This is a genomic window from Acidobacteriota bacterium, from assembly GCA_035471785.1.
GTDB lineage: Bacteria > Acidobacteriota > UBA6911 > RPQK01 > DATIPO01 > JANQFM01.
The window spans coordinates 1-11,751 of the sequence record DATIPQ010000052.1 but is presented as its reverse complement, the minus strand read 5'-3'; the positions used below and the strand labels follow the sequence as shown (position 1 = coordinate 11,751).

The following is an 11,751-nucleotide window of genomic DNA, read 5'->3' as shown; positions in this document are numbered from 1 at the left end:
CTCTTTGGGCAGCTCCGACACTGACTCGAAGACCTTCATTCCATCCATCTCGCCGCCCTTCTTATTGACGGGATAGACCTGATAGCCAGCCCTGCGAAGGTCATTGAGAATGATGTGCCCGTACTTGCGGGAGTCCTCCGAATACCCCACCACGGCCCAAACATCGCAGTCCACAAACTCCTGAATCAGCTCCCTCGTATTCTCCATCCCCCCATCCTACGCCAAAACCCCGCCCCCAAGCGTCAAGAGGCGTGCCCATTGAAACTCAGACTGTTCTGAGGATGGACCAGGGACTAGGCCAACGGCTTACTAAATCGTCGATTCGGGAACAGCGCTTAACGAAGGAGGCGAATGTTAGCAAGGCTGGAGAGGAATTCATCGAGGCTCTGGAAGATGATGCGGGCTTTGCGAGAGGGCCGGCCAAGGGGCGAAGGGTCCCCAAGATCAAGGCTCCCCGAAGAGATCGATGTCCGCAAAGTCCGCGAACGGCTGGGAATGAGCCAGAGGAAGTTCGCCCAGATGTTCGGCTTCAGTATCCACTCGATCCGCAACTGGGAGCAAGGAAAACGCCGCCCCGAGGGCCCCGCCCGAGCCCTCCTCACGGTCATCGCCAAAGAGCCCGAAGCCGTCGTACGCTCATTGTCAGCATGAGCGGCAAGATCAGTAATCCTCGCAGTCAAGGGGCCGACCATCCTGCTGTTAACGGGAGGGTTGTAAGGTTCGAGTCCTACCTGAGAGCCATTTCGAAGTTCGCATATCGGACCTATCGAGTCCGCCTCAATTTCGTCGGGGGAGAGGGGGCTTGCCGGCGATCATGGTTCGCGGACGAAGAAAACGTCCACCGCGAACTTCCTGGTGGGTCCTGGCGACCTTTCCGCCATGTCGACCACGCTGTAAAATCGGAAAAGGTTTCCGTGCTGGTCTTGGCGGCGTGATTCGCGATAGTCAAGGTGAAAGGCCTGGATTCTTGTACTCGACACCTTCCTGAGCTCGCCGGCTTCAGAGTAGCCATTGTGGTTCCAGTCAATCCAAAGCGTCAAGTCATAGAATATCGCGTCGTTCGCCGAGATTTTCCCATCTCGGTTGCCTCCGTGTTCTGGTGAGTCGTAGACTGCCAATGCTAAGAAGCCGTTAGGATCGGTCGAGGGGGGCTGGCGGGTGAAGTTTCCGAAGAGCTCCCCCCCGTCGTCGATGCTGCTGTTATTGTTGCGGTCTAGTGCCAGAAAGGCGTCCTCTGTACCTGCTTTCGTCCAGGCAAGCCGTTCCGGGAAGCCATCCATGTCCAAGTCGAAATAGACGCCATCTTCGGCATCAGTGAGCTCTAGGCGATTGCCGCGGACACTGATAAGGATCGGGCTGCCAGTACATGTGCCATCGGGCCCAGGGTCTCCGAAGAGGCATTCACCCCCGCCTCCGCCTCCGCCTCCGCTTCCAGAGGGACATGTGGCGCACTGACAATTTCTAACCGTCGTTGTACCTGTGGGAAACTGACAGGGGGGGGCGCAGTTGGGATTCTCCGCATCCCAGTCGACAACGGCATTGAGAACCGTAATCTCGTAACTGTGCTGTGAGGCCGTAGAAGTGTCTTCAAGTTCTTGCTTCGGCTGGCACTCTTTGTAGTCGGACGTTATACAGCTTGCTGGAAGCTCCTGACACTGCCCTGTAGCCGAGATCTTGACATTTGGATGTGTGAAACTAACTTCGCCTTGTGCATCTTTGCATTTTACCTGGATGTCTGTGGTGATTTTAGGTTCTCCGGGACATCCGAACTCCAGGGTGGGACCCAGATCGAAAGCTTCGAGATCGCCGCAGCAGTCTCCCTGGGCAAGCGTCTCTTGCGCCGCGAGAACTAACATCAGCCCGACGGTCATCAGTATGAACGTGGTTATGTTACGCTTGTGTATCATCGTGCGCTCTCCTTTGACTCGATAAAGTTCCAGCTATCCTGCGATGCGATAAGCTGTGCTCTATACAGCTCGACCTGTCGCGCCAGATTCCTGACACCGTAGTCGTCATTCTGCTTGGCACTCTTCAACAGGCTCTGTGCTTGTTCCCCCAGAAAGCGTTCGTAGGCTCTCGCGTGGTTTCGCTGAGGGGCTGTCAGGTAGCTGCGCTGGCTGACCGTCTTGTCGACTCGAGTTACGAGTGTTCCGATAGCTTCTTCAAGACTATCCCTGCCGGCCAGCGTTTCCGCAAGCGTGAGCTCGAAAACCGGCACCCAGGTCTCTAGCGCCTCGAAGACGCCACGCCTTCTGTCGGCAATCCGGCTGAGGAGTTCCTTGTTGCCGATGGCCGTGCGATTCAACATAACGGCTGCCTGAGGTTCCACGTAGACAGCGATAACTTCAGTCCCCGGCTTATTAGGGATAGCGTCCCGGAAGCGCACGGCCTGCCTTGACCACACCGGGCCCTTGCCGGAGTAAAGATCCTGAATGTGCTGTGGTTTCGGCAGATGAGAGGAGTAAATACACTCAAATATTCTAGGATCTGTAAAGCGGCTGCCGTCCTGGTATAGGATCACGATATGGTACGCGAGGGCAGTCAGCGGGTGTTCCGTCTCGTTGAGGACATAGTACTCGACAAACCCTTCATCGAAGTCCAGGTTTTGAATCTGGATAGAGAGAGCGCCGTGTGCGGGATCCTGCTCCTGGGGAAACCCCGCGGTGATCAAGGAGAGCTGCGCGAGGCAGCAAAGGAGAGTTAACCAAACCTTTTGGGGGAGCATCGTCTAGAATCCTTTCTTTCTGGGGGTGTTCTTCTTGCTGCGACCCGTTCCTTTTGAAGAAGTATCGGGTGTTGGCGACAGGTAAGGGAGTCTAGTCTACCTCCTTTCCATAACGAATACGCTCTAGTATACTATTTTTCTAAGCAATAACTGTCTGGGCTAGAATTACAAGGACTTGTCGCGTCTATCGGATAAAATATCAGAAGGACCTTCCTGGTGTCAACAGAAAAAAGGCAGGCATGAGGGGAGGGGCTCCATCGTATACTCGGTGTAGATGAATGTCCGAACGGAGGCGGTTCGATAGCGCTGATCGACCTCCGCCGTTGGACTGCATTACAGTGCTGTCGACATGGGCTAGGTGCCGGCTTGGTCTTGAAGGAGGCGGATGATGTGGTCGCGGAGGGCGGCCAGGTTGCGGAAGACGCCTTGCTGGTCGTTCATGGCTTCGGCGTCGATGAGGGCCAGGGAGACGTCGAAATCCTGGTTGATGTTGCCTTCGGCGGAGACGATCAGGGAAACCAGGCCCAGCGAGTCGAGGGGGGAGTCGTCGCCGATCAAGGGGGTGGACAGGTCGAAGTCGATCCGGTTCTCTTCGGCCACCTGCTGATTGACCTCCTCAACCGAGTTCTGCAGGGCCTGCATCACGCGCTCTTCAACATCCATCCCGACATTGTACGCCATGTTTCAGGCTAGAATGGGGGGATGAGTTGGGCGATACGGGCTCGGGGGGTCTGCAAGGAGTACAAGCAGTACTCCGGCCCCAGGGAGATGCTGCGCGAGATGGTGCTGCGGCAGAAGCGCCATCGGACGCTGCAGGCGGTGCAGCCGCTTGACCTGGAGATCGAACGAGGCGAAGCCTTCGGGATCGTGGGAGACAACGGGGCGGGCAAGAGCACCCTGCTCAAGCTCATCTGCGGCACCTGCTTTCCCACCCGGGGAGAGATGGAGGTGCAGGGTCAGGTGGCGGCTCTGCTGGAACTGGGGGCCGGCTTCCATCCCGAGTTTACCGGACGCGCCAACATCTACTTCACCGGCGCCTTGATGGGACTCAGCCGTGAGCAGATCAGCCGCCGCGAACCGGGCATCATCGCCTTCAGCGAGCTGCGGGACTTCATCGACCAGCCGGTCAAAAACTACTCCTCGGGAATGTACCTGCGCCTGGGATTCGCCGTGGCCACCGGATTCGATCCCGATATTCTGGTCATCGACGAAGCCCTGGCCGTGGGCGATCAGGGATTTCAGAAAAAGTGCACCGACCGCATCCTGGACTTCCACCGGCAAGGCAAGACGCTGCTCTTCTGCTCCCACAACCTCTATCAGGTGCGCAGGCTGTGCCGGCGGGCCCTCTGGATCGACCAGGGAGCAGTGCGGGGCATGGGTTCCGCCGACCAGGTCGTTGACCGCTACCAGGATTCCGTGCGAGAGCGGGAGAGGAGGTCGAGGGAGAAGCCCGAAGTGGCCGAGGTGGACCCCCAGCAGGGACCTGTCTGCCGCATTGAGGACTACCGTCTGCTGGACGCCGACGGACAGCTTTGCGACCAGTTCCGTCACGGCGACCCGCTGGCGGTGGAAGCCGAGGTCTATTTCAGGGAAGACTTCCAGGGTATCCCCGCACTAGGCGTGTCGGTGATGCGCAATGACGGCGAAGTCATCTACGCTACCTCAAGCGCCCTGGAGGGAAGGGAATTGGAGAAAGGCGAAAAGGGCGTCTACCGGGGACGGCTGGTGTTGCCTCAACTGAGCCTCCTGGCCGGACGCTACAGCCTCACCTTCCTGGCCACCGACCACCACAGCATGCAAGTCTATGACGCCGCCGAAGAAGTTTGCCCCTTTACCGTGGAGTATCCCGGCTCGGACATCGGCATCGTCCGTTTGCAGCACCGGTGGGAGTGAGGATCTCAACTAAAAGCGAATCAGGGCCGAGGCCCAGGTCAGGCCGACGCCGAAGCCTGAGGCCAGGACCAGGTCTCCGGGTTTGAGGCGGTCCCCGTTGAGGGCCTCTTCCAGCACCAGGGGGATGGAGGCGGAGACGGTATTGCCGACACGGTCAAGGTTGCGCACGACTTTGGCCTTGGGCAGTTTGAGCCGGGACTGAAGGGCGTCGAGGGCCAGCTTACTGGCCTGGTGGAAGGCAAAGAGATCGACGTCGTCCAGACTCAGGCCGTTGCGCTCCAGAAGGGAACGGATCTGGGGAGGCACCTTGCTGGAGACCAGGCCCAACACCGCGATGCCGTCCATGAAGACCTGTTCCGGGGTGCGCTTCTCATCCGGCCCATCGGATTCTTCGGGGGTCGCCTCAAACGGAGCGGGACGCCGGCAGCCCCCGCCCGGGATGATGATGCGGTCGAAGAACTTTCCCTCGGTGGCGCACTCAACGTCGAGAATGCCTGATTCCCCTTCCTCGCCGGCTGAAATCCAGGTCACTGCGGCTCCGTCTCCGAAGAGCACGCGCACGGAACGGTCGTCGGGCCCGGTGCGCTTGCTCAAGGTATCGGCCGTCACCAGCAGCAGGCTTCGCGACTGTCCGCTGACGATCAGCGAGCGGGCCAGGGCCAGTCCGTTGACGTAGCCCGAGCACCCCATGGCCAGGTCGAAGGCGAAAACCTCCAGCGGCAACTCCAGCTTTTGATGGAGGACGCAGGCATTGGCGGGGAGGAAGTAGTCGGGCGTCTGGGTGCAGAACACCAGCGTGTCGGCCTCCTCCGCCTCGGGGTGACTCTGAAAGAGCCTGCGGCAGGCCTTCTCGGCCAGGTCGACGGCCGTCTCGTCCTCAGCGGCGAAACGCCGTTCGCGAACCCCGGCTCGGGCCTCCACCAACTTCATGTCCCACTCGGGATGGTCCCTGGACAGCTCGTCGTTGCTGACGATGCGCTGGGGGAGGTGGGATGCGATGGCTTCTAGTTTGGCTTGAATCATGTGAGTTGCCACAAGCATGCTAGCACGCTTAGAGGAAAGACCCGGGGTCTTTCCCAGGCTCGCGGTCTCCGGACGCCAGGAATTGATTGGCGGAATCCCAGGCCGTCCATTGCTGGGGACTGAGTTTGATCATCTCTTCGGCCTGACCCAGACAGCGTTGAAGGTCCTGAGAGGCGTTTCCGCTGGGCTCGATCGGCTCTCGCAGGACGAGCTTAAATCGCGTCCAGTCGTCTTCATGACGCAGGATGAAGTAAGGAAAAATGGGAACCCCGGCCAAAGCGGCCAGGCGCACCGGTCCGCTGGGAAAACGACAGCGCCGGCCCAGGAAATCGACTTGCAGGGCGTGGTCGACCAGGTGAGGAGGAATGTCGAGAGGCATCGACACGAATCCTCCCTGGCGCAGCACCTTCAGGGCCTCAAGGCTCCCCAGTGCCTTGCCTCCCGAAGGGGACTTGAGGTTGACGTAGATGGCGTGTCCTCCGCACTTGCGTTCGATCCAAAAGAGGCGCCAGCGGCTGTGGGCGTTGAGGGGACGCCCCATGGAGGAATCGTTGCGCGAGTCGTGGGTGAGCGGATAGACCTTGAAGCCCATTTGTCCCATGGCCATCACGGCCATGCAGATCGATCCCAGGTGGACGGTGGCCAGGACGGCTCCGCGCCCCTGACCGCGAAGTTGGTCGAGGTGCTCCTCCCCCTCCACCTGAAAGCGCCTGCCCACCAGGCTCGGGGACACCCGGTGGTAGCCGTAGGAATCAAGCTCGTCGGCCAGTTGCAGGACGAAGGCCTGTCGGGTCGTCTCCTCAGCCTGACCTGCCGAGTAGCCCAGATAGTGCCGCATGTTGGCGACGCTATGGCGGCGCGAGTCCTCTCGGCGCTGCATTCGCTTGCGGGCGCGGCGACGTCCCAGGGCTTGCCGGATGCCGGTGGGGAGGGGAGCGATCAGCGGCAGAAAGGCGAAATAATAAAGCCATTCCCCCAGGCGTTTGGACCTCGTCATCAACTCGCGGCGATTATACCAGTCTGCTTGGCCGCCTATGAGATCCGCCGCCAGGACGCTACTCGGCGCGCAGGGCGATGATGGGGTCGACGCGCAAAGCCCGCAGCCGGGCCGGGATCCAGGTGGCCAGCAGCGACATGGCCACCAGCGCAAGCGCCACCACGGCATAGGTCACGGGATCGAGCGGACTCAGGTCGACCAGCATGTTGGCGAAGAGTCCGGCCACCGGGATGGCCAGCAGGGCTCCCAGCAGCACGCCGATAGCGGCCAGCAGCAATCCCTGCCGCAGGACCATTGAAAGAATGCGGCGGTTGCCGGCTCCCAGGGCCATGCGGATGCCGATCTCCTGGCGCCGCTGGGCGACCGAGTAGGAGATTACGCCGTAAAGTCCGACCGCCGCCAGAACCAGTCCGATGAGGCCGAAGGAGCCCACCATGGTACTGGCGATGCTGAAAAGAAAAGACCCCTTGCCTTCACGCAGATGCGTTTCCATCGTGCGCACGTCGAAAAGGGGCAGGTCGGGAGCCAGGCGCCGGATTTCGCCGCGGATACTGCCCAGCAAGGCGGTCGGCTCCCCAGCCGTCTGAACATGGACGATTTGCTGCGAGCTGTAGCGCTGCTTGAAGGGGGTGTAGATGTAAGGCGGGGTGGTTTCGCCGGGAAGGTTGTAGACGCTGTTGCGGGCCACGCCCACGATCTCCATCCAGGGGCCGTCGGGGCCCTCGGTGCTCACCTGCTTGCCCAGCGGATTCTGGCCGGGCCAGTAGGTTTCCACAAACTTCTGGTTGACGACGGCCACTCGACGCCCTTCCGGATCGTCTTCTTCCGCAAAGCCTCGCCCCTGGACGATGGGGGTGCCGATGGTTTCGAAGTAGTCGGTGTTGACGGTGTTGCGGGGCATGACATGCCCGCTCTTGGCTTCCTCGCCCTCATCGCCCTGGATGTGGACGATGTCGATGCCGTTGGAAATGTTGATGGGGATGAAGGCGGCGGTGGTGGCCGAAACCACTCCCGGCAAGGTCCGCACCTGGCGCAGCAGTTGATCGTAGAACTGGCGGCCTTGGGCTTCGTCCATGCTGACCAGCGAAACGTCGGTGGTGAGAAGCAAACGGTTCTGGCGGGCAAATCCCAGGTCCATGTCGGCCGCGTTCCAGGAGCTGCGCACGAACAGTCCCGTAACCACCAGCAAGATCAGCGACACCGCCACCTGGGTCACGACCAGGGCGCTGCGCAGGCGTTGGCGTCCGCTGCTGCTGCCGCGTCCGCTGTCTTTGAGGGCTTCGTTGAAGTCCTGGCGGGTGGCCTGCCAGCCGGGCAGCAGTCCGGCCAGCACCCCGGCTACTACGGCGGCCAGGAAGGCGAAGGCGAACACTCGCAGGTTGGGATCGAAGTTGAGCTGAAACTTGAAGTCGGAGGCGATGGGAACGTTTTCAAGGTATTGAGTGCAGGCCCAGGCGATGGCAAAGCCTGCCACCGCGCCAAGAAAAGAGAGGAGGACGCTTTCAGTGACCATCTGGCGGGCGATGCGCAGGCGTCCGGCTCCCAAGGCGGTGCGTATGGCGATTTCTTTTCCGCGTCCGGCGGCGCGGGCCAGCAGCAGATTGGCCACATTGGCGCAGGCGATCAGCAGAACCAGCCCCACCAGAACGGAGAAGATCATGGCCACGGGGGGCAGGAAGGTCACGGCCCCTGTTTCAAGGCGCGCCATCGATTCAGGATAGGCCAGCGCCCGCACTCCCCGGTTGGTTTCGGGGTAGCGTTCCTGAAGGCGGGTCGACATGGCTGCCAGGGCTTGGCGCGCCTGCTCAAGCGTCACCCCCTCGCGCAGGCGGGCCATGGTGCGGAAAGTCATCCTTTCCCGCTGCTCGAAAATGGAGTCGGGATCGGCAGTCAGGAAGGTCAGAGAGGCTTCAGGCGCATAGATGTCGGACTCGATGAAGGAATTGGTTCCCCAGAATTTCTCCGGGAGGACGCCGATGATGGTCACGGGGCGCCCTGAGAGTTCGACCGTCGAGCCCAGCGTGGAGGGGCTGGCGTTGAAACGCTGCTGAAAGAAGCGGTAGGAGATCAGCACCACGTCGCCGGCCTGTCCCCGGCGTCCTTCCTCCAGCGACCAGATGCGCCCTCGGGCGGCCTCCAGCCTGAGCAGCGAAAAGTAGTTGGCTGTGGCGGCGGTGACGATCACCCGCTCGGGTTCCCCGCCTGACTTGAACTGTGAAAGCAAGGTGACTTCACCGGCCACATCGCTGAAGACCTCGTCGAGACGGCGGTAGTCCTCCATGTTGGGATAGGAGACGTTGTTGGGCATGACGTCTTCCGAGGCTTGCTGGGCGATAATCACCAACTGGCCCGCGTCTTCGACCGGCAGTTGGTGAAAGAGGAAACTGTTGACGATGGTGAAGACAGCCGTATTGGCGCCGATTCCCAAGGCCAGGGTGACGACGGCGGCGACGGTGAATCCGGGACGCTTGGCCAGGTTGCGGACGGCCAGTTTCAGGTCTTGACCAAAAGAATGCAGCATGAGGACTCCTCCTTCTCACCTGACGGACGGAGTCCCCGATTGTTAACAAACCTGCCGGACCGGTCTCATCTCAGGCTCTCGAGGTATTGCCGGGCCTGATCGAAGCGGGCGTCGAGGTTGGGGGTTTCGGTGCCTTGATAGCCTACTTTGAGGCGTTGGCGGGCGACCTCGAGCAGGCGCAGGAGCTGGGCGGCCGACTCGGAAGCCGCCTGGGGGTCGCTGCTGCCTCGGCTGCCGATCCAGACCGGCGCGGTGTGGGCGAAGGGATAGGAGTCCATGGCCGGCCAGCCGATATTTCCGCCGTAGGCCTGCACGGCCACCCATCCGGCCTGGGGCAGGTCGATCTGTCCGCTGAAGGTGCGGCTTGCGGGAGTGTCGGGTCCGCTCTCGCTCCAGGCCACCTGTCCGTTGACCAGGATCTCCAGGTTCTCGAAGGGAAGGGAAGAGTGGACGTCGAGGGTGAAGGGGGTGGGTCCGCCCTGCGGAAGCACCTCGCCCGGTCCGCTCTCATTCAGATGGAAGTCGATGAGGGGGCCGTTGCTGACGAAGCTGCGGCCTTGGCGCAGGGCCTCCAGGTAGCTGTCGAAGTGGAAGTCGCCCTCGGGACGCACGTAAACGCGGGTGGTTCCCACCGCCATGCTGCGGTAGAAGTCGGGGAAGGCATCGGTTCCGGCCCAGGGAGACACGCTGCGTCCGATGTTGAGCAGGTGGTGCCAGACCTGGGAGGTGCCCCTCTCGTCGCTCCACAAGCAGGCTACCTCCAGCGCTTGCAGGGCCCCGGTGACGGCGTCGGCCACCAGTTCCACGGGCACTGATCCCAGTCCGCTCTGGCTGAGCGGATCAGGATTGGAGACGGGATGTACGTAGGCCGCCAGACCTCCCTGACGTCGGGCATGGACCAGAGCCTGCACGTTGGGCCGGTCGTCCTGTTGGTAGACCTGATATCCGGGTCCCCAATACCAGGGCCAGAACACGCTCTCCACTCCGATCAGACCCAGGTGTCCCAGGAAATGGGAGCGGATTTCCTGTCCGAAGGCGATAAGAGGAGGATGGTCGAGGCGCCTCCAGTCCCAGAACTCGAGGTCCTCAAAGCGGTTGTGGAGGTTGGCCAGAAGCGGGGTGGCCACGTCCATGTCTTCTCCTCGCAGCATGGGCAGCAGGTGCTCGGGCTGAAGCTTGTAGGGTCCCCCGTAGTTGAGGTGAAAGTGGTGATCGCCCGCGTACCACCCGGCTTGGCGCGCGTCCCACACCTGAACCAGGGTGAGGTCTACCTGACTGCGTCCTTGCGGCTGCAGGTCAAGGACGGCCGAAACGGGCGGGGTGGCGAGTCCTTGCACGGCGGAAACGGCCACGGGGCCCAGCGGAACCTGCAACTCGATATGGCCGGGACTGTAGAAGTAGGTCAGGCCGCTCTGCGAGTCGAAGCGCACCTGCCCGCTGTCGGGGATGAGGGGGTGTCCCAGGGCGTCCTCGGCGTGCAGGCGGACCGGCGCCAGTCCTTCTTTATCCGCCACCCGGGTGCGTACGGTGAGGCGCCGCGTGGGCTGGCCCCAGTCCCATTCCAGGACCTCCACAGTGTCCACCTGACCGCCGCCCACGGGGACGGACTTGAGCCGGAAGACCTGCTGCTGGTCGGCCTCGCAGAAGTAGATCCGCTCTCCCCTGGCGTCCCAGGCGGGGTGGAGAGGCAGCCCCTGAGAGTGCGTGAGCTGGATCATGGTGTGGGTGTCGTTGACGTCCAGCAACCACAGGTCGTAGCCGTCCCCTCCGGGCCAGCCGGCCACCACCCGTCGTCCCCCCGGACCCAGAGCCGGATGGGTCTGGGAGGCGATGGCCTGATTCCTGAGGACGCGCTCGTTGCCCGATTCCGGTTCCCGGAGCATGAGGCGGTCGCGTCCGCGGCGGGTCTTGGAGAGGTAGACCAGGCGGCCGTCGCCGGCAGGTTGGGGACGCACCTCCAGGCCCGGCCCATCCGTCACTCGCTGGGCCGGCTCGACTCCCTGCAGCGGAATGCGCCAGATGTCGAGGCTGCCGGCGCGAGCGGAGGAGAAATAGAGCCAGCCTCCGTCGGGCGAATAGGCGGGGTGCAGGTCGAGCGTTCCGCTGTCGGCCAAGATCCGCTCCTGGCCGCTGTCGGGATCGATTTCCAGGATGCGTGTGTCGGTGGTGTCGTCGCGTACGAAGGCGATGCGCAGTCCGTCGGGCGAGAAGACCGGGGAGGAATCAATGCCGGCCCCGCGCGTGATGCGGCGGGCCTGGCGGGTTTCAAGGTCGAGCATCCACAGCCATCCCCGCGAGGCGAAGGCCAGGCGGCGACCATCGGGAGAAGGCGCGGGTTCGGATACGCCGGCTGCCACAATGGGCAACTCGTAGCCCTCCAGGTAGATGTGATGGCCGTAGCCGTCGACTTTGGGATAGCGGTTGGTGAATTGAGCCCGTAAGAGGCTGCTTTGAAACGAAAAAATCACCAGCAGCGAGAGCAATGCGCTTTTCATCGGGACACCTCCGGAATGGAGGCTAGCACGGTCAGCCCATCACCGCTAGGGCAGTGCGTCAGAAGTTTTGAGCCACCCTGTCGCGTTATCCCACGCT

The 11,751-nt window shown here is 61.9% G+C and carries 10 protein-coding genes; 2 read left to right on the top strand and 8 right to left on the bottom strand.

Going from position 1 to position 11,751, the window contains the following annotated elements; genetic code table 11:
• Positions 1-207, bottom strand: a 207-nt coding sequence (locus VLU25_07895) for a CoA-binding protein (protein ID HSR67849.1), incomplete at its 3' end; no start/stop codon positions are given.
• A 144-nt stretch (positions 208-351) separates the two neighbouring features.
• Between VLU25_07895 and VLU25_07890 the strand changes: the two genes are divergently transcribed.
• Complete coding sequence (locus VLU25_07890) at positions 352-651, top strand: type II toxin-antitoxin system MqsA family antitoxin (protein HSR67848.1); 300 nt, start codon at positions 352-354, stop codon at positions 649-651.
• Positions 652-812: 161 nt separating this feature from the next.
• Here VLU25_07890 and VLU25_07885 read toward each other — a convergent pair whose 3' ends face one another.
• From VLU25_07885 to VLU25_07875, 3 genes are all read right to left on the bottom strand, one after another.
• Positions 813-1,907, bottom strand: a complete 1,095-nt coding sequence (locus VLU25_07885; GenBank protein ID HSR67847.1) for a hypothetical protein — start codon at positions 1,905-1,907, stop codon at positions 813-815.
• Entirely contained in the window at positions 1,904-2,725 is an 822-nt protein-coding gene (locus VLU25_07880) for a hypothetical protein (GenBank protein HSR67846.1), read from the bottom strand. The genes VLU25_07885 and VLU25_07880 overlap by 4 nt, the downstream gene beginning before the upstream one ends.
• Positions 2,726-3,079: 354 nt before the next feature.
• On the bottom strand, positions 3,080-3,406 hold the full coding sequence (locus VLU25_07875; protein ID HSR67845.1) for a hypothetical protein: 327 nt from the start codon (positions 3,404-3,406) through the stop codon (positions 3,080-3,082).
• 21 nt (positions 3,407-3,427) lie between these two features.
• Here VLU25_07875 and VLU25_07870 point away from each other — a divergent pair, with 21 nt between their 5' ends.
• Positions 3,428-4,618 (top strand): ABC transporter ATP-binding protein, encoded by a 1,191-nt coding sequence (locus VLU25_07870; protein ID HSR67844.1) that lies wholly within the window; start codon positions 3,428-3,430, stop codon positions 4,616-4,618.
• A gap of 9 nt (positions 4,619-4,627) precedes the next feature.
• Here the strand turns inward: VLU25_07870 and VLU25_07865 are convergent, their stop codons facing one another.
• The 4 genes from VLU25_07865 to VLU25_07850 all read right to left on the bottom strand — a co-directional run bounded on the left by VLU25_07865 (position 4,628) and on the right by VLU25_07850 (position 11,654).
• Positions 4,628-5,659, bottom strand: a complete 1,032-nt coding sequence (locus VLU25_07865) for a ketoacyl-ACP synthase III (GenBank protein ID HSR67843.1) — start codon at positions 5,657-5,659, stop codon at positions 4,628-4,630.
• A gap of 10 nt (positions 5,660-5,669) precedes the next feature.
• Positions 5,670-6,638 carry a lysophospholipid acyltransferase family protein gene (locus VLU25_07860; GenBank protein HSR67842.1) on the bottom strand — a complete coding sequence of 323 codons (969 nt, stop codon included), beginning with the start codon at positions 6,636-6,638 and terminating at the stop codon, positions 5,670-5,672.
• A 58-nt stretch (positions 6,639-6,696) separates the two neighbouring features.
• Positions 6,697-9,159, bottom strand: coding sequence for an ABC transporter permease (locus VLU25_07855; protein ID HSR67841.1), 2,463 nt, complete (start codon positions 9,157-9,159; stop codon positions 6,697-6,699).
• A gap of 65 nt (positions 9,160-9,224) precedes the next feature.
• Positions 9,225-11,654: a CehA/McbA family metallohydrolase gene (locus VLU25_07850; GenBank protein ID HSR67840.1), complete on the bottom strand. Its 2,430-nt coding sequence runs from the start codon at positions 11,652-11,654 to the stop codon at positions 9,225-9,227.
• Between the last annotated feature and the right edge of the window lie 97 nt (positions 11,655-11,751).